General features: G+C 62.7%; 14 protein-coding genes. 8 read left to right on the top strand and 6 right to left on the bottom strand.

Annotated features, from left to right (window positions below; all coding sequences use genetic code 11):
• Positions 1-32 precede the first annotated feature (32 nt).
• Positions 33-1,346, bottom strand: coding sequence for an ABC transporter substrate-binding protein (locus tag M1E17_RS13010; RefSeq protein ID WP_457962452.1), 1,314 nt, complete (start codon positions 1,344-1,346; stop codon positions 33-35).
• A gap of 179 nt (positions 1,347-1,525) precedes the next feature.
• Positions 1,526-1,957, bottom strand: coding sequence for a hypothetical protein (locus M1E17_RS13005; RefSeq protein ID WP_457962451.1), 432 nt, complete (start codon positions 1,955-1,957; stop codon positions 1,526-1,528).
• Positions 1,958-2,177: 220 nt separating this feature from the next.
• On the opposite strand from M1E17_RS13005, the gene M1E17_RS13000 reads away from it, so the two are divergent.
• Positions 2,178-3,275 carry a substrate-binding domain-containing protein gene (locus M1E17_RS13000; RefSeq protein ID WP_457962450.1) on the top strand — a complete coding sequence of 366 codons (1,098 nt, stop codon included), beginning with the start codon at positions 2,178-2,180 and terminating at the stop codon, positions 3,273-3,275.
• A gap of 204 nt (positions 3,276-3,479) precedes the next feature.
• The gene (locus M1E17_RS12995) at positions 3,480-4,139 is read left to right on the top strand and encodes a cyclodeaminase/cyclohydrolase family protein (RefSeq protein WP_457962449.1); all 660 of its coding nucleotides are present in this window, start codon (positions 3,480-3,482) and stop codon (positions 4,137-4,139) included.
• Between the two features lie 289 nt (positions 4,140-4,428).
• Here M1E17_RS12995 and M1E17_RS12990 read toward each other — a convergent pair whose 3' ends face one another.
• Positions 4,429-4,713 (bottom strand): hypothetical protein, encoded by a 285-nt coding sequence (locus M1E17_RS12990; protein ID WP_457962448.1) that lies wholly within the window; start codon positions 4,711-4,713, stop codon positions 4,429-4,431.
• 783 nt (positions 4,714-5,496) lie between these two features.
• On the opposite strand from M1E17_RS12990, the gene M1E17_RS12985 reads away from it, so the two are divergent.
• The 3 genes from M1E17_RS12985 to M1E17_RS12975 are packed head-to-tail and all read left to right on the top strand — an operon-like array spanning position 5,497 to position 10,335.
• Positions 5,497-6,897 carry a glycoside hydrolase family 43 protein gene (locus tag M1E17_RS12985; RefSeq protein WP_457962447.1) on the top strand — a complete coding sequence of 467 codons (1,401 nt, stop codon included), beginning with the start codon at positions 5,497-5,499 and terminating at the stop codon, positions 6,895-6,897.
• 31 nt (positions 6,898-6,928) lie between these two features.
• Entirely contained in the window at positions 6,929-8,818 is a 1,890-nt protein-coding gene (locus M1E17_RS12980; RefSeq protein WP_457962446.1) for an RICIN domain-containing protein, read from the top strand.
• A gap of 38 nt (positions 8,819-8,856) precedes the next feature.
• Positions 8,857-10,335: a family 43 glycosylhydrolase gene (locus M1E17_RS12975; RefSeq protein WP_457962445.1), complete on the top strand. Its 1,479-nt coding sequence runs from the start codon at positions 8,857-8,859 to the stop codon at positions 10,333-10,335.
• Between the two features lie 170 nt (positions 10,336-10,505).
• Here M1E17_RS12975 and M1E17_RS12970 read toward each other — a convergent pair whose 3' ends face one another.
• The 3 genes from M1E17_RS12970 to M1E17_RS12960 all read right to left on the bottom strand — a co-directional run bounded on the left by M1E17_RS12970 (position 10,506) and on the right by M1E17_RS12960 (position 13,844).
• Positions 10,506-12,896 carry an ATP-binding cassette domain-containing protein gene (locus M1E17_RS12970; protein WP_457962444.1) on the bottom strand — a complete coding sequence of 797 codons (2,391 nt, stop codon included), beginning with the start codon at positions 12,894-12,896 and terminating at the stop codon, positions 10,506-10,508.
• A gap of 82 nt (positions 12,897-12,978) precedes the next feature.
• Entirely contained in the window at positions 12,979-13,398 is a 420-nt protein-coding gene (locus M1E17_RS12965) for a VOC family protein (RefSeq protein ID WP_457962443.1), read from the bottom strand.
• On the bottom strand, positions 13,395-13,844 hold the full coding sequence (locus M1E17_RS12960; protein ID WP_457962442.1) for a helix-turn-helix transcriptional regulator: 450 nt from the start codon (positions 13,842-13,844) through the stop codon (positions 13,395-13,397). Before M1E17_RS12960 ends, M1E17_RS12965 begins: the two co-directional genes overlap by 4 nt.
• A gap of 163 nt (positions 13,845-14,007) precedes the next feature.
• On the opposite strand from M1E17_RS12960, the gene M1E17_RS12955 reads away from it, so the two are divergent.
• The 3 genes from M1E17_RS12955 to M1E17_RS12945 are packed head-to-tail and all read left to right on the top strand — an operon-like array spanning position 14,008 to position 17,050.
• A complete protein-coding gene (locus tag M1E17_RS12955; protein WP_457962441.1) occupies positions 14,008-15,213 on the top strand; it encodes a type III polyketide synthase in 1,206 nt (401 codons plus the stop codon).
• A 9-nt stretch (positions 15,214-15,222) separates the two neighbouring features.
• Positions 15,223-15,924, top strand: a complete 702-nt coding sequence (locus tag M1E17_RS12950) for a class I SAM-dependent methyltransferase (RefSeq protein ID WP_457962440.1) — start codon at positions 15,223-15,225, stop codon at positions 15,922-15,924.
• Positions 15,917-17,050, top strand: coding sequence for an FAD-dependent oxidoreductase (locus M1E17_RS12945; RefSeq protein ID WP_457962439.1), 1,134 nt, complete (start codon positions 15,917-15,919; stop codon positions 17,048-17,050). The genes M1E17_RS12950 and M1E17_RS12945 overlap by 8 nt, the downstream gene beginning before the upstream one ends.
• Positions 17,051-17,056 lie beyond the last annotated feature (6 nt).

Here is a 17,056-nt window from a genome sequence, read left to right as displayed (position 1 = left end):
TGGGGGAAGACGGCGGACTAACCAAGGGGTCTTTACTTGACGGAGATTCCGCGGTTCTTCAACTCGGAAACCGTGGCTTCCTGGGTCGGCGCAAAGATGTCGGTGAGCTTGGCGGTACCGGCCTTGACCTTTGCGCTTTCGTCGGTGAGCTTGGCCAGCGTGGTGGCCGTGCCCGGTCCCCATACCCAGCCTTCGGGTACTGCTGCCAGGCCCTCTGCGGCGACGTCGTAGATGTTCTGCCCGCCGAAGAAGTCAGGCGTGAAGGCACCGGAGGCGGCCATGCGGGCTTCCTCGTTCACTGGGAAGACTGTGGAGGTGCCGCCGGCGATGCGTGCTTTGATGCCTTCAGGGTTGGTGGTCATCCACTTGATGAACTTCACGCCCGCTTCGGCCTTGGTGCTGTTCTCCGAGATGCCGAAGGTTGAGCCGCCGTAGAGCGCAGAGGCCGGTTTTGACGACGGCGCCGGCACCGGGGCGACGCGCCACTTGCCGGCTTGATCGGCATAAGTGGACTGTAGCCCGGCGCCATACCATGATCCGCTGATGACGGAGAGGAGCTGGCCGGCTGCCTGCTTCTGCTGCAGCACCGGGGCGTCCTCGGTCCAGAGTAGTTTGGCGTCAACAAGGTCCTGCTGGACCCTCAGCGCTTCCTTGGTTTCCTCGGTGTCGATGTCCACCTTCCACGAGTCGCCGTCGAGCCCTCCCCACTTGGCGCCGTTCTGCCAGGCGAGGGCGGCATACATGGCGGGATCGCCCACCGCGCTGGCCCCAATGCGGACGTTCCCATCGGCCGCCGCGACCTTCTCGGCGGCGGCCTTGTACTCGTCCCAGGTCTTTGGCACGGTGATGCCGTACTGCTCGAAGAGGTCTGCGCGGTAATACATCTGCAGGACGCCTGCGTCCAGCGGAACCGACCAGGTGGACCCGCCGAAGTTGACCAGGGACTGGATGGACTCGGAGAAATTCTCCTTGACGAGGTCACCGGCTTCGTTGCTGATGTCCTTCAGAACTCCCTGGCTGGCCATTTCCGCGACCCGGGGATATTCCACCGTGATGACGTCCGGCGCGTTTCCTGCCTTGACCTGGTTCGTCAGCTGCGGGTAGTTGTCCTTCGAACTGGCTACTTCGTTGAAGGTAACGTTGACTTCGTCCTGGGCGGCGTTGAATGCGTCAACCACCTGCTTTGAACCCTTCAACCATGACGAGAAAGTGATATCCACCGTCTCTTGCTGGGTGGGTGCAGGCGGTGCGGTTGTTCCTGCTCCTGTTCCCGAACAGCCGGCGAGGAGTGCTGCTGAGAGCATTCCCGCTGCGATGACGATGCTTGGTTTGCGACTGCGTGGCATGTACATAACTCCTAGTAGATGTGGCCCCACTCACAATGCTGAAACACCACGCCTGTCTCGTCAAGCGCAGATGAACAAAACGATCTGTTTTGGTGCTCAAACGAAAGAAATGAAAAGTTTAGATGTCGGCCGACCTTCAGGCAGGCCCGTTGGAACACGAAAAGAGGCGGGCGTACCTGTCAGCCGACGAGCCGAAGGTGGCCATGCCGCCGTCGACCCTTGCCTTGATGTTCTTCCATGCGTACTGCAGTGGTCATGGTGTCAGCGGCGGGGGAGAGGATCCTGCTTTCGTTGGTGCAGGCCACTTCTGCGCCCGAGCCATACCGTGCGACCACAACGTGCTTGTACTCGTTGGAAGGTTGCCATTCCACGTCCGTGGCCTGCAGGAGGCTGGCCAGGGCGGTCCGGATCAGGGTGGATGCGTCGACCGTGAGTGGTGATCCGGCTGGTCCTGGATGGATGGCAAAGCTTACCGGTGTCTTTGCGGGGGCAGCAACGGTCCAGTTCAGGCCGATGTCGCCGGCCTCCGTGGTGGCCGTTGTTAGACCGGCAGTGACAGTCGAAGGGGAGATTTGGATGTCGTCGATGTCCATGGTCTGCAGGTGGTGCATGTCACCACTTGGGGATCTGGCGATGCTATGGGGCACCACGCATAGGATCAATGACACAGATCATATGATCGCTTTGTCCAAAGGCTGGCGCGATTATGTACGCCGTATCCGCAAAGTTTTTCCGCGTCCGTACTGCCATTACTCGAATGGTCGGCAAATCGTGGGAGTATGATCAAATTGATCAATCAGTCATTCGGAGGGATTTGCGTTGGCACGGAGCGTGACGGAGAGACGGCAGGCCATTCTCGAGATCGTCCAGAAGGAAGGCTCACAAGTCGTTCTGGAACTGGCCCAACGGCTAAAAATCTCAGCTGTGACGATCCGCCGGGACCTGGAGGAACTCGCTGCGCAGGGCCTGGTCCACCGGACCCATGGTTCAGTTGCCCCCGCTGCCGAACCGGCATCGACGGCATTGGACGGGCCAAAAACCATCGGTCTGGTAGTACCGCACAGCAACTACTACTTCGACGGGGTCATCGCCGGCGCCAAAGCCGCTGCAGCATCAGCAGGAGCAAGGCTGGTCCTTGGCGTCTCCGACTACGACAAGGCCACAGAAATGCACCAGGTCGCCCGACTCACGAACAAAGGCGTCGACGGGCTGCTCATTGCCCCCACCCCCGATTTCATCACCGGCGAACTCGACGCCGAGCAGCAGCAATGGCTAGTGTCCCTCTCCGTTCCAGTCGTCCTGGTCGAACGCCCGGTCGCTTCCACGGGTGTAGCGTCAATCCTGGACTCCGTCAGCTCCTCCCACTCTGCAGGAGCTGCCCTCGCAATCCGGCATCTTGCCGAACTGGGCCACCGCAAACTCGTCAGTGTCATGATCTCTGGCCCCAATACCCCGCAAGTACGGCAGGGATACCTATCCGCTGTGGAGTCGCTGGGCCTGGAATCCCTGGGAGTCATCGATGAAGGCGGGGCAGGTTCCGAGGACGCAGCCGAAGTCCTCCTGCAGTCCGTCCGCGACGGCGCCACGGGTATCTTCGTCCACAACGACCAGCTGGCTGTGCGCTGCATGATGTGGCTGGAAGACGCAGGCATCGACGTCCCCGGAGAGGTTTCCCTTGCCGGCTACGACGACGTCATCGCCGGCGTAGCCCACGTACCACTGACCGCCGTAGCGCCCTGGAAAAGCGTGGTCGGTCATCGGGCGGTCCAGCGGCTTCTCAGCCGCATCGCGGAAAGAGAACCAGCAGGAAATTTCGGCCGCCCAACCGAACACATGGCCACTGAACACCTCGAGTTTGTCCCGCGGCTGCATATACGTCAATCAACAACCGAGCCCTCATTTGAGACCAGCATCGCAAGCCGTGGATAGGATGGCCGGAACCGGCCCAGGACGGGACGTCTGAAACTCGCGTTTTCCTCCCTCGGAACGCCTGTAGCGGGCATCGACGAGCACTTTGATGGCCATCCTGTCCACACTTCGGCTAAGGGACGACACATTAGAGGAGCAGAGGGCTGAATACGAGCTGGACCGGCAGTTAACGGACCGTCCAGCCAGAAGGGCAGACTTGATGCTATGGATGATTCTCAAACAGTGACAACACAAACCTCGACGGTTGAGGAGTGGACGCGTGCGTTGGCGGAGTCCTCCGGTTCACCAGGCGGTGGGGCCGGGGCGGGAGTGATGCTAGCGGTAGCCGCGTCGTTGACGTCCATGGTTGCCGGGTACACGGAAGCTAAAGAGGAGCAGCGCAAGGAACTCGCGGATATTCATACGCGGGCGCACTCACTTCGAGAAGCCGCTCTGCGGTTGGCGGATGAGGACGCGTCGGCATCCCAGGCCTTTGGGGCCGCGTTTCGGCTGGATCCCGGGGCCGAACGCGAGGATGCAATACATCGGGCATCCGTGGACGCCGCCAAGGCATCCGCTGTACTTGGAGAGCGGGCAATGGATGCGATAGGAGATTTGGGGTGGCTTGCTTCCAACGGTAACCCGGCGCTTATTGCCGATGCTGTTGTCGCCTTCGGGGCCCTCAGGGCAGCGATAACAGGGGCGCGCACCAATGTGAGTTTCGATCTCGCGGCGCTCACGTCGGCGGGTTGCACACTCGAACAGGTTCGGGAACAGCACCCTGGCCTCTGGGCGACGGTTGAGCGGCTTAACGCCGCCCTTGAACGGATTGACGGATTGACTGCCAGTATCAATAACCGCGCCGCCCCAACCGACGCCGCCTGACCTGGCGTAAGTTTTGCAACCGATCAAAATAGGCGCGTGTGTACCCGGGCGGGCGACAGTGATCAGCTGATCTTCAGCGGACGCATAATTTCTGGTTCACTGCGCACCAGATGTGCGCGACCTGCAGGACCCGACTCATGCCCTTTGCTCCGCAACGGACCGAACAGCGAATCCCTGCGGCGGGGATGCCGGTAGGGGAGACGGCAGTGACAGGCTCGTGGCCCTCTGCGGAGAACGAGTGCACCATCAACTACCGGTTTCTGAACCAGTAAAAGCATTTCTGCGTGATCTAGAAATCGGGCGGTGCAACCAGCCAAAGGTGGCCCTTGGAGCAGTCTCGTTCAGTCCAACTCTCACGTGGCGAGTCGATAAGTCCGCCGCCAACCGTAAAGGGTGATCCTGAACGGGCTACGACGTTCTTGTTCGCGTCGAAGATTTCAAACGCCTTCAAATCGCCTTGAACTGTATAGCCTTGCGGCCAGGCAAGAGTGTAGACGGAAGATTCATCACCTGAATGAGCCTGAACACAGCCGTCGCCATCGACTGTTAAAGTGCCCGTAAAGGCCGCATCCATAGCGCTGTTCTGCGGTGCAGGGACTGTAACGATGCGCAAGTAGGGGGCCGAAGACGAGCCCGGGGAAGGTTTCGGAGACGGGGCCGAACACGCAGCAAGCGATGCGACCAACGACAATATTGATCCAACAATGACCGGTCCTGACCACCGTGTGTTCATGGTCGGACTATACCCGCGATGACCCCTCCGTGGTGGCCTGAGGGGTGAGGGTGAGCCATCCCGATGGCTCCGAGGGATTGGGGCGAATATTGATGCGACCAACCATTGCAACTTTACATAATGTAGATTATCGGCGTTAAAACAACGGGAGTAGAAGTACGTGCGAGAACTCCCGTCCCATAACGGATTCGGCGTCTCCACAAGTCAACCGGGCCTTTGTTGGCGGCCAAATATCCGCATTGAAGGGACACTTCACTTCTCAACCGCGACGGGACTCGCAGCGATGATTTCCTCGCGGACTGTGTCCCGATGAGCCGATGACCCGAGCAACTGAAGGCGTTCCGGGCGAGCCGAATTGTGAGCGTTAACACAGCCCATGTCCAGCGATTTCAAACTTCTGCGGGCTGACTCTTGACATGCCTCTCAATGCATCCGTACAGTCTGGGAACCAGGAAGTGTGAGCGCTAACAACTGGCTGGTTGTTTCGAACGAAGGAGTTCTTCTGCCGCGCCCTGATCGTGTGGGGGCGGCCTTCCCAGCCATCGCTCTCTTCGCTGCTCCCCCGGCAGTCCCCCACTTGTATCCGCAGCCGCCTCCTTTGGGGTGGCCCAAGAGAGGCATGCATTGTCCCCCAAATCAACGTACCTGTCCCGCCGCTCTTTCACCCTTCTCGCCGGCGCTGCTGCTGTAGCGCTGCCGGCAGCATTAAACTCATCCGGTCCTGCAGCAGCGGCGCCAGGCGACGCCTTTGTCATGGGCTATTTCACCGAATCGCCACAGGGTCTGGGCAATGATTACGGCCTGCACCTGGCGGTCAGTTCTGACGGCCTGGAGTGGCAGCCCCTTAATCAGAACGCTGCGGTGGTCTATCCAACTGACGGCACCCGCGGTTTGCGGGATCCGTTCATTTTCCGCAAGCAGGACGGTACCTTCGTTGTGCTCGCTACCGACCTGAACGGACTTGATTTCACCCAACAGAACCAGTTCGTCCACATCTGGGATTCTGTCGACCTCCGCAGCTTCACGGGATACCGCCGTGTGAGGATGCACAGCCTCCCCACGCATTCCTGGGCCCCCGAAGCGTTTTGGGATCCAGCTCGCGGACAGTACGGCCTGGTCTACTCGGCACACGACGGAACACAGGACGTGATTCTCGTCAACTACACGTCGGATTTTCGCACGTTCTCCTCCCAACAGAAGTGGTTCGACGGCGGCGTCCCGGTCATCGATGCCACCTTGCACATGGACGGCTCCACGCCTTACCTCTACTACAAGCGGGACAACAAGCTCTACGGGGCGAAAGGAAATCTCGCTCCGCGCGGTTTTGAAGGCGGGACCTACACGCGAGGCTATGCAGGCCCCGGACTCACCGAAGCCCCTATCATCATTCGCTCGGCCACAAGCCGGACCTGGTACCTCTGGGGCGACGTGTACACACCGGTCAACGGAACGTTCATGGTGTGGTCGTCCCCAGACATCGCACAGGACCTGTGGACACCTCTCTCCCGCCGGCTGTACACGCAGCCGATCAATTCCAAGCACGCCACCATCCAGCCCATCTCGGCCGCCGAATACACCAGCCTCGTCGCCGCGTGGGGCCTTCCGCGTTGGAACCGCATAAAGTCGTACAACTTCCCTGACCGGTTCATCCGCCATCGTGATTCACTGGCACGCATCGACGCGTACCCTCTGGACCCGTTCACCGACTCCCAGTTTGTCCTCACTCCGGGGCTGGCCGACAGTTCCGCCGTATCCTTCCGCTCCGCCACTGACGCCGCCCTTTTTCTTCGCCACTCCGGATTTGGGCTGGTCCTGGCCCGCAACGACGGATCGTCACTGTTCGCCCGCGACGCCACCTTCACCAGACGTGCAGGGCTGGCAGATCCATCCTGGACCACGTTCGGATCTCTCAACTTTCCGGATCGTGTCATCCGGCACCGGAACTTCCAGCTGTACGTGGAGCCGGTTTCGGCGTCGTCATCCGTTGCAGAGCGCGAAGACGCTACTTTCCGCATAACTTCCTGACCACCCCGATACGAGATCAAAGGAGTTCTCCATGTTACGAGCCCGCCATCTTGCGCTATACGCGCTGGCGCTGGTGCTGCTGACCATTTCCGGTGTCCTCACAGTCCCGCCGCAGCAAGCGTCCGCCATCGGTGAAGCGCAATTCAGCAATCCGATCGTCGCTGACGGCGCAGACCCCACCATCGAGTTTTATCAAGGCAATTACTACATGGTGGCCACTACGTGGGACAACCACGTTGTGATGCGCAAGGCGCCCACTCTTGAAGGTCTCAAGACAGCCAAGCTCGTCACGGTGTACTCAGACAATACTCCGGGCCGCGACAACACTATGTGGGCCCCTGAACTCAAGCTCCTGAATGGGCCCAGCGGCCCGCGTTGGTACCTCATGTACACCATGGGCAGCAACGGGCTCCAGCAGATGCAGGTCATTGAAAGTGCTTCTACTGACCCGATGGGCCCTTACACGTACAAGGGCCGGCCCATCCCAACCAAAGAGTGGAACATTGACGGCTCCTACATGGAGCTAAACGGCGAGTTGTTCGTCACGTGGTCAATGTTCGCTCCTGACGGCTTGCAGAGCAACTACATTGCACGGATGTCAACGCCCTGGTCCACCACCGGTCCGCTGAACATCCTGTCCCAGCCCACCGCTGCCTGGGAGCGGACAGGCATGCCCGTGAACGAGGGCCCGGTCCCTCTGCAGAAAGACGGAAAAACCTGGGTTGTCTTCTCCGCAAGCTCATGCGCAACCGAGGACTACTCCTTGGGTACCTTGCGCTACACCGGCGGCGATCCCGTGCTCTCCGCATCCTGGAACAAGAGCTCAGGACCTGTGTTCTCCAAGGCAAACGGCGTCTTCGGGCCGGGCCACAACGACTTCTTCACCTCACCGGACGGCACACAGACCTGGAACCTGTACCACGGCAACGCCCGTGCTGACGGCGGATGTGGCCGCGAGCGTTCCGCCCGCGCCCAGCAGCTGACGTGGGATGCGGCCGGGGAACCAGTTTTCGGCCAGCCTGTGGCCACAGGAACCGCCCTGAGCGTGCCCTCCGGCGAACGCGGGCCCATCACGGCTGCCGTCGAAGGCGCTTCATTCGAGGTGGTCAACCGCAATAGCGGGCTCTGCTTGGGCGTGGCCGGCGGATCTACGGCAGACGGCGGAAACGTGGTCCAGGAGACGTGCGGCCCCGCTGGCGGAGCCACCACCTGGACCCTCGATTCCACTGCTGACGGGTACTACCGGTTGGTGAATGCTGCCACCAGGAAGGTGCTTGACTCCGCGAATTGCGGCACCACAGACGGAACTGATGCGCGGCAGTGGTCCTGGCTCGCCAACGCGTGCCAACAATGGCTGCCTACCGCAACGGCAGACGGATTCCTGACCCTCGGCAACCGCGCCAACGGCAAGGTGCTCGATGTTTCAAATTGCAGCACTGTGGCCGGCGGGGACGTCCGGCAGTGGCGTTCACTCGGCAACGCCTGCCAGCAGTGGTCCATTCGGCCCATAGGCCAGCGCGCTGTCCTCAGTGCGCACAGCGGAAAGTCCTTCGACATTCCCTTCTGTGCCACAACCACCGGGGCGGTCCTACAGCAGTGGCAGTACCTTGGCTCCAACTGCCAGACATATACGTTTTCAGCGGCCGCCGCCGGGGCAGTCCAAATCCGTCCCGGGTCCGCCCCCACCCTTTGCCTTGGCATCCGCGATGGATCCCCGGCAGATGGCGCCGCCGTCATCCAAGGGCCGTGCGACCAGACCGCGTCCTGGCGGTTGGTCCCCCTCGCAGATGGCACCACCCGCATTGTCTCGGCGCTCACCGGCAAGTCGCTCGACCTGGACGGCTGTCAAACCGCTGACGGTGCCAAGCTCCGCCAGTACAGCACCCTCCAGAACGACTGCCAGAAATTCCGGATCTCCTGATGACGGCCCCATTTACCTCCACCGAAAGGATTGCCCCCATGAATGAGATCACTGACAGAATGCGCTTCGAGGCACTCATCGGCCGGCGGACCCTGCTATTGGGCGCCGCGGGTGCCGCTGCCCTCACCGCTGTCGGCCTCGCCGGCGGCCCGCTGGGTGTATCCACCGCGCAGGCGGCGGCGCTGACACTCACCAATCCGCTTGTTCAGCAGCGGGCGGATCCACACATCGCCCGTGGGTCAGACGGTACCTATTACCTCACCGCTTCCGTTCCAGCCTATGACCGGGTGGTACTCCGGGCATCCCAGACCCTGGCCGGGCTCGCTACCGCCGCAGAAAAGACAATCTGGCTGCGCCCGGCATCCGGAACCACAGGCGGCCACATTTGGGCACCCGAAATGCACCTGGTGGATGGGGTCTGGCACATCTACTTCGCGGCAGGTGACGCTGGAGACGTCTTCCATGTACGGCCCTACGTCCTGCGCGCCAACGGTCCCGATCCAATGACGGCGACGTGGAGCGTGCTGGGACGGATCACGACAGCTTGGGACACTTTCGCGCTCGATGCCACTACTTTTGTCCACAGCGGCACGCGTTATCTGGTGTGGGCCCAGGCGGAACCAGGCATCGACACCAACAGCAATCTCTACATCTCGGCCATGTCCGGGCCAGCCACCCTGACAGGACCGCAGGTCCGTATTGCTGTCCCAACCGCTGGCTGGGAGACCATCAAGTACAAGGTCAACGAGGGACCCTCCGTGATCCAGCGGAACGGCCGCGTGTTTATCTCGTTCTCGGCCAGCGCCACGGATGCGAGCTACTGCTTGGGGCTGCTCACCGCCTCGACAGGAGCGAATCTGCTTGACGCAGCATCATGGACGAAATCAAATGGTCCGGTTTTCCGCACCAATGACACCACTGGCCAGTACGGCCCGGGCCACAACTGCTTCACCACGGCGGAGGACGGCAGCGACGTGCTGATCTACCACGCCCGCCCCTACCGGGACGTCCGTGATCCCTTGACCGATCCGAACCGGCACGCACGTGCCCAGCCGCTGTACTGGCGCACGGACGGAACTCCCGATTTCGGGATCCCGGTACCGGACGGCGTACCGCCCATCCGCCTCAAGCCAGCGAACTTCCCCACACGCTACGTGCGGCACCAGGACTTTGCGGCCAGGATTGATGTGGATGTCACCCCGCTGGAAGATTCGCAGATACGTCTTGTTGCCGGGCCTGCCGGCAACGGGTCCGTGGCAATGGAATCGATCAACTGGCCCGGGTGGTTCCTGACCGAGTCCTCCGGCACGGTTGCCCTTGCACGGAACGACGGCACCACGGGGTTCGCGGCGCGGGCGTCGTTCCAGCGGCGGACGGGGCTCTCGGGCGCCGGAACGGTCTCCTTCGAATCGGTGGCGAAACCCGGGGCGTGGCTTCGCCACCGCAATTACGTGCTGTACGTGGAACCTGTGGCCGGCACGCTTGGCGCGGCCGACGCGTCCTTCACAGTCGTCTAGGAAAGCGCGGATCTGCCGTCGTCTTGCCCCCGTGGTGGGAGGAGACGGCGGCGGTTCCGTGTGCCCTGACCGGCATAGCCCACGATGCTGACATCCGGGAACACTGAATCCAGCCACCTGGACAGCCTTCAGAAATCCCAGGGCCAACTTGTGGTTAATGACGGACTCATTCAACTCCTGACGTAGGCCGCCAGGTGCTCGCCGGTGAGTGTTGGCCGGCTAGCCACAAGATCCGTTGGCGTCCCCTCGAAAACGATCCGGCCGCCGTCGTGGCCTGCTCCCGGGCCGAGGTCGATAATCCAGTCGGCGTGCGCCATCACGGCCTGGTGATGCTCAATGACAATGACGGACTTTCCGGAATCGACCAGGCGGTCGAGCAGGCCCAGCAGGTTCTCGACGTCGGCAAGGTGAAGCCCGGTGGTCGGTTCATCGAGGACGTAGACGTCGCCCTTCTCAGCCATCTGGGTGGCAAGCTTGACACGCTGCCGCTCTCCCCCGGACAACGTGGTCAGCGGCTGGCCGAGAGTGAGATACCCGAGCCCAACATCCACGATACGGTCCAGGATCTTATGGGCGGCGGGGGTACGGGCATCCCCTTCGCCGAAGAACTTTTCCGCCTCGGTCATGGACATTGCCAGCACCTCGGCGATGTTCCGCCCGGCCATCGTGTATTCCAGGACCGATGCCTGGAACCGCCGGCCCTCGCAGACCTCACATGTCGACTCGACAGTAGCCATAACCCCCAGTTCCGTGAAGATGACCCCCGCGCCGTTGCAGTTGGGGCAGGCGCCCTCGGAGTTGGAACTGAAAAGAGCCGGCTTCACGCCGTTGGCTTTTGCGAAAGCCTTGCGGATCGGTTCCAGCAGGCCGGTATAGGTCGCGGGGTTGCTGCGGCGTGAGCCCTTGATGGCGCCCTGGTCCACCACCACCACGCCCTCGCGCCCGGCAACCGACCCGTGGATCAGCGAGCTCTTCCCGGAGCCGGCAACACCGGTCACCACGCAGAGCACACCCAGCGGCACATCAACGTCCACGTTCTGCAGGTTGTGCGTGCCCGCACCGCGGACCTCCAGCGCGCCCTTCGGTGTGCGCACCGCCTTTTTGAGGGCAGCCCGGTCGTCAAGATGCCGCCCGGTGATGGTGTCACTGCGCCGGAGTTCCTCGACGCTGCCCTCGAAGACCACCTCACCGCCGGCGCTGCCCGCCCCGGGACCGAGGTCGACGACGTGATCACCGATGGCGATTGTTTCCGGCTTGTGCTCTACGACGAGCACGGTGTTGCCCTTATCGCGCAACTGCAGCAGCAGCTGGTTCATCCGCTCGATGTCGTGGGGATGCAGACCGATGGTGGGCTCGTCGAACACATAGGTGACGTCAGTGAGGGAGGACCCGAGGTGCCGGATCATCTTGGTCCGCTGGGCCTCTCCCCCGGACAGCGTGCCCGCCGGCCGGTCAAGTGAAAGGTAGCCGAGCCCGATTTCGGCGAACGAGTCGAGCAGGTGCCGCAGCCCTTTCAGCAGCGGCGCCACCGACGGCTCTTTCAGCTCGCGGACCCAGCCAGCCAGGTCGCTGATCTGCATCTCGCACAGGTCCGCGATGTTCTTGCCCTGGATCTTCGAGGAGCGGGCCTCCGGGCTCAGCCGGGTCCCGTCGCATTCGGGGCAGGTCTGAAACGTGATCGCGCGTTCCACGAAGGCCCGGATGTGGGGCTGCATTGCCTCGACGTCCTTCGAAAGCATCGATTTCTGGATCTTCGGGATCAGCCCCTCGTAGGTGAGGTTGATGCCCTCCACCTTGATCTTCGTTGGCTCCTTGTAGAGGAGATCGTGCATCTCCTTCTTGGTGAACTTTGCGATCGGCTTGTCCATATTGAAGCCTGCCCCGCTGAAGATGCGGCCATACCAGCCGTCCATGCTGTAGCCGGGCACCGTCAGCGCCCCCTCGGCGAGCGACTTGCTCTCGTCGTACAGCGCAGAGAGGTCAAAGTCGGACACCGAGCCCATGCCCTCGCAGCGCGGACACATGCCGCCAAGGTAAACGACGTTTTGGACGACGCTCTTCTCCACCCGGCCACTCTTCTCGGTGCTCATCACCCCGCTTGCCTTCCGCGTCGGGACGTTAAAGGAGAACGCTGTGGGCGGCCCGACGTACGGGTTGCCGAGCCGGCTGAACAGGATCCGGAGCATGGCGTGCGCGTCAGTGGCAGTTCCCACGGTGGAACGGGGGTTTGCGCCCATCCGCTCCTGGTCGACGATGATCGCCGTCGTGAGGCCCTCGAGCATGTCCACGTCCGGACGCGCCAGGGACGGCATGAACCCCTGCACAAAGGCGCTGTAGGTTTCATTGATCATCCGCTGCGACTCAGCAGCGATGGTGGCAAATACCAGCGAGCTCTTCCCCGAACCGGAAACGCCGGTGAACACAGTCAGCCGGCGCTTCGGGATCTCGACGCTGACATCCTTGAGGTTGTTTTCCCGTGCCCCCTGCACGCGGATCAGATCGTGGCTGTCTGCAACGTGAAGTCCCGGCGATTGCGTGTCCGTCCCCGTGGCCGTGCTCATGGTGTCTCCATCCATTACGGGACCGCTGTCGCGGTCACCTGGCTTTCTCTGACCAGCTTCGAGCAGTCTAACCAGCCTGTGCTCAGTTCAGCTCCTGGATGCGGATCAGGCTTCCCGCTGGATCACGGAAGGCGCAGTCCCGAACGCCGTACGGCTGGGACGTCGGTTCCTGGACAACCTCAGCGTCGCTTTCCTGCACCTTGGAGAAGACGCCGTCGAGGTCGTGAGTGGCCAACAGGATGATGCCGTAGGTGCCCTTGGCCATCATCTCGGTGATGGTGCGGCGCTCCTCGTCGGTGATGCCGGGATCGACGGCCGGCGGATGCAGAACGATGGATGTGTCGGGCTGGCCGGCCGGGCCCACCGTGATCCATCGCATGGTGCCGTGTCCGACGTCGTTGCGGACCTCAAAGCCAAGGGTGTCGCGGTAGAAGGCCAGCGAGGCCTCGGGATCGTTGTGCGGAAGGAAGCTTGAGTGAATGGTGATGTCCATGGCAGTCATGCTAGTTGCGGCTCCGGGGCCCGCGCTTCTCGATTCCTGACCGGTCTGGTCACCTGTTTGGCCACACAGGAGGGGATTTCCGCGGTTGCATGGGCGCTCTCGCGCCGATAGACGCTGGGCGGCACACCCACCAGCTCCGTAAAGCGGGTGCTGAACGTCCCCAGCGACGAGCACCCGACGGCGAAGCAGACTTCGGTGACGCTGAGCTCGCCGATACGCAGCAGCGCCATGGCGCGTTCGATGCGGCGGGTCATCAGGTAGGCATAAGGCGACTCGCCGTAGGCGAGACGGAACTGGCGGCTGAGGTGCCCGGCGGACATGTTCACCCCGCGGGCAAGGGCCTCCACATCCAGCGGCTTCGTGTATTCCCGGTCCATCCTGTCCCGAACGCGGCGCAGCAGGGCGAGGTCGCGCAGGTTCGGCGGCGTGGCAGGTTTGCTGGTCACGTCGCGATGCTGCCACGTCCCACCCAGGTTGTCCAGCCCCGGCCGTTACCTTGGCACTGCGGCCTGGCCCCGAGGGATCACCGGGGTTAAGTATCCGCACTTCAAAGGCCTTTTGGCCCCACTTGCCATTGTCATATGTGCGGCGCTCGCCAAGAATGAAGCAATGACGGTCTATCTGCGTTCATTGGAAACTGCTGTCCCGCCGACGCTGCTGGTCCAGACAGAAGCCAGGGACGTTTTTGCGGCCCAGCCCGGGCTGTCCAGGCTTGGTTCGCGACTGCTAAGCACCTGTTTCGACTCTGCGGCGATCGATACGCGTTACACGGCGGTCGAGGAAATGACGATGGACTTCCGGGCGGACGATCCCCAGTTCTTTGACCCAACCACCGGACTGCTGCTTAACCCCAGCACAAAGGTGCGGAATGAAATCTTTGCCCGCGAGGCCACCAAGCTTTTTATCGACGCTGCGCAGGCGGCCCTGGACGCCTGCCCCGAACTGGATGCGCCGGACGTCACCCACCTCATCACCGTCTCCTGCACAGGCTTCTTCAACCCGGGTCCCGACTACAAAATAGTCCGGGCCCTCGGGCTGGACCCGGCCGTGCAGCGCTACCACCTTGGATTTATGGGCTGCTATGCAGCTTTCCCCGCCCTGCGGGCCGCAAAGTCCTTCTGCGAGGCCGATCCCGAAGCAGTTGTCCTGGTGGTCTGCGCGGAACTCTGTTCCCTGCACGTCCGTACGTCAAACGATCCGGACACCATCATGGGTTCGGCGCTGTTTGCCGACGGCGCGGCAGCCGCAGTCGTTACTGCCCGGGAGTTCCCTGAAGCGCCAGCGCTTTTGCAGCTGGATCACTTTGAAACCGTGCTGACCCCCGTCGGCGAGGAGTCCATGGCGTGGAACATCGGGGACCACGGTTTTGAAATGGTGCTGGGAAACTACGTACCGCACATTATCGATGACCATATTGTCGGCGCGCTCCAACCACTGTTGGCTCATGATCCCACGCTGCTGGGCCTCGCCTACAGCGGCATCCGCCATTGGGCCATCCATCCGGGCGGCCGGAGCATTTTGGACAAGGTCCAGTCAAGGCTGGAACTGACGGACCAGCAGCTTGTTCCTGCCCGTGAGACGCTGCGGAACTACGGAAACATGAGCAGTGCCACGGTCCTGTTTGTCCTGAGGTACATCCTGGAACAGCCGCCGGAGGATGGCGGCGAACGCATCTGTTCCATGGCTTTCGGGCCGGGCCTTACCGTTGAAACGGGCCTCTTCACCAAGCTTCGGCAGGCGCCCGAAGTTCAGCTGCAGGGCTCCCCGGCCAGCGGGCTGGCTCAGGGGCAGGCAGCTGCGGAATCACTGGCCTGAGAGGGCAAGATGTTGCTGATGCGGCGGCGGGACTCCGACGCCGTGGAAATCATGGACCTGCCGGACTGCGATCCCCGGGGCTTGGACCGCACCTACCGGCAGTTCGCCATCATCAACCGGACGCTTTCGGGCTGGCGCCGGCTCTACTCCCGTGAGCTGAGGCCACTCCTGTCGGAGGAGTCAGGCACCACTCTCCTGGACATAGGATCAGGCGGCGGAGATCTTGCTCTGACGCTGTCCAGGTGGGCAGAACACGACAAGGTGAAGCTTCATGTCACCGGGATCGATCCCGACGGGCGGGCGTATTCATTCGCCGCTGCCAGGCCGAAGGTTCCGCACGTCGAATTCCGGCAGGCGCACAGCTCCGACCTGCTCGCTGAAGGCTGCACTTACGACGTAGTGATCTCCAACCATGTCCTGCACCACCTGCAGCCGCCTGAACTGCAGCAGCTGCTGCTGGACTCCCAGGCGCTCGCACGCCGCGCGGTGCTGCACAACGACCTGCGGCGGAGCGCGCTTGCCTACGCCCTGTTCTCTGTCGCAGCCCTTCCCTTCCGGGGTTCCTTCATCCGGGCTGATGGCCTGACCTCCATCAGGCGCAGTTACACCCCCGCGGAGCTGACTGACCTCGCTCCCCCGGGCTGGAGTGTGGAGCCGCACGCCCCTTTCCACCAGGTGCTGGTCCGCCATAAGGGCAGCGTTGATGGCTGACGTGGTCATCGTGGGTGGCGGCCCGGTGGGGCTTTATCTTGCCGTCCTGCTCCTGCAGGAGGGCGTGGCGGTGCAGGTCATGGAGCAGCGGCTCCACCGGGACCTGCACTCGCGCGCCATCGGCATCCACCCTCCCGCGCTGCAGGCCCTGGAGCGGGCAGGCGTCGCTTCGGAGATGGTCGGCGAGGGCGTGCCCATCCGCCGCGGCTTTGCCATCAGCGGCGGGAAGGCCGTCGGTTCCATGTCCTTTGCACCAGTGTCCGACCGGTTTCCGTTTGTCCTGGCGCTACCCCAGTTCCGGACCGAAGCACTCCTGGAGGAAAGAGTCCGTGAGCTTGATCCGGCGGCCCTGGTCAGGGGGATCCGGGCTACTGGAATAGAGGACGACGGCGGCCGGGTCACCATCAGCGCCGCCGCCGGCACCGCGCCGGTGCAGGTTTCGGCTGCCTTGGCGGTAGCCGCTGACGGCTCCAGGTCAATCGTGCGGACCCTGCTGGGCATCCCCGTCCAGACCCGAAGCTACCCCGACCACTACCTCATGGGCGACTTTGCGGACGCCGGAACCTTCGCCCAGGATGCCGTGCTTTTCCTTGCCGCCGGAGGAATCGTTGAATCCTTCCCGCTGCCCGGTGGCCTCCGCCGCTGGGTGGTCCGGGTCAGCGAGCCGGGTCCAGCCCCCAGCGCGGGGCACCTTGCCTGGCTTGTCCAGCAGCGCACGGGCATCGCGCTTGATCCAGGCACCAACTGCATGCTCAGCAGTTTCAGCGTCCGGTCAACCATCGCCCGCAGGCTGGTGGCAGGGCGGGTTGCGCTCATCGGGGACGCTGCCCACGAAATCAGCCCAATCGGCGGCCAGGGCATGAACCTGGGCTGGCTCGACGCTCAGGAACTGGCGCCGATTATCCTTGCCGCCCTGGGGGGCCAGCCGGTTGGACAGGCCCTCCGGACATTCGAACTGCGCCGCCGGAAGGCCGCCCGCACGGCTCGGCGGCAGTCCGAGGTGAACATGATGCTGGGCCGGCCGCTGCCGGAACCCTGGTTGGACCTGCGGAACGGTGTCATCGGGGCCATCGCCTCCGTCCCGCCGGTTAACAGGCTGGTGGCCAAGCGTTTCACTATGCAGTAAACGGCG

This window comes from Arthrobacter sp. D1-29 (assembly GCF_054130585.1).
The sequence above is the reverse complement of the archived record's forward strand: the minus strand, read 5'-3'. Positions and strand labels throughout refer to the sequence as shown.

Bases quoted from the DNA above. Each gene is read 5' to 3' on its own strand.
- M1E17_RS13010 (WP_457962452.1), bottom strand. From the start codon at position 1,346: ATGCCACGCAGTCGCAAACCAAGCATCGTCATCGCAGCGGGAATGCTC.
- M1E17_RS13005 (WP_457962451.1), bottom strand. From the start codon at position 1,957: ATGCACCACCTGCAGACCATGGACATCGACGACATCCAAATCTCCCCT.
- M1E17_RS12995 (WP_457962449.1), top strand. From the start codon at position 3,480: ATGGATGATTCTCAAACAGTGACAACACAAACCTCGACGGTTGAGGAG.
- M1E17_RS12990 (WP_457962448.1), bottom strand. From the start codon at position 4,713: ATGGATGCGGCCTTTACGGGCACTTTAACAGTCGATGGCGACGGCTGT.
- M1E17_RS12980 (WP_457962446.1), top strand. From the start codon at position 6,929: ATGTTACGAGCCCGCCATCTTGCGCTATACGCGCTGGCGCTGGTGCTG.
- M1E17_RS12975 (WP_457962445.1), top strand. From the start codon at position 8,857: ATGAATGAGATCACTGACAGAATGCGCTTCGAGGCACTCATCGGCCGG.
- M1E17_RS12970 (WP_457962444.1), bottom strand. From the start codon at position 12,896: ATGAGCACGGCCACGGGGACGGACACGCAATCGCCGGGACTTCACGTT.
- M1E17_RS12965 (WP_457962443.1), bottom strand. From the start codon at position 13,398: ATGACTGCCATGGACATCACCATTCACTCAAGCTTCCTTCCGCACAAC.
- M1E17_RS12955 (WP_457962441.1), top strand. From the start codon at position 14,008: ATGACGGTCTATCTGCGTTCATTGGAAACTGCTGTCCCGCCGACGCTG.
- M1E17_RS12950 (WP_457962440.1), top strand. From the start codon at position 15,223: ATGTTGCTGATGCGGCGGCGGGACTCCGACGCCGTGGAAATCATGGAC.
- M1E17_RS12945 (WP_457962439.1), top strand. From the start codon at position 15,917: ATGGCTGACGTGGTCATCGTGGGTGGCGGCCCGGTGGGGCTTTATCTT.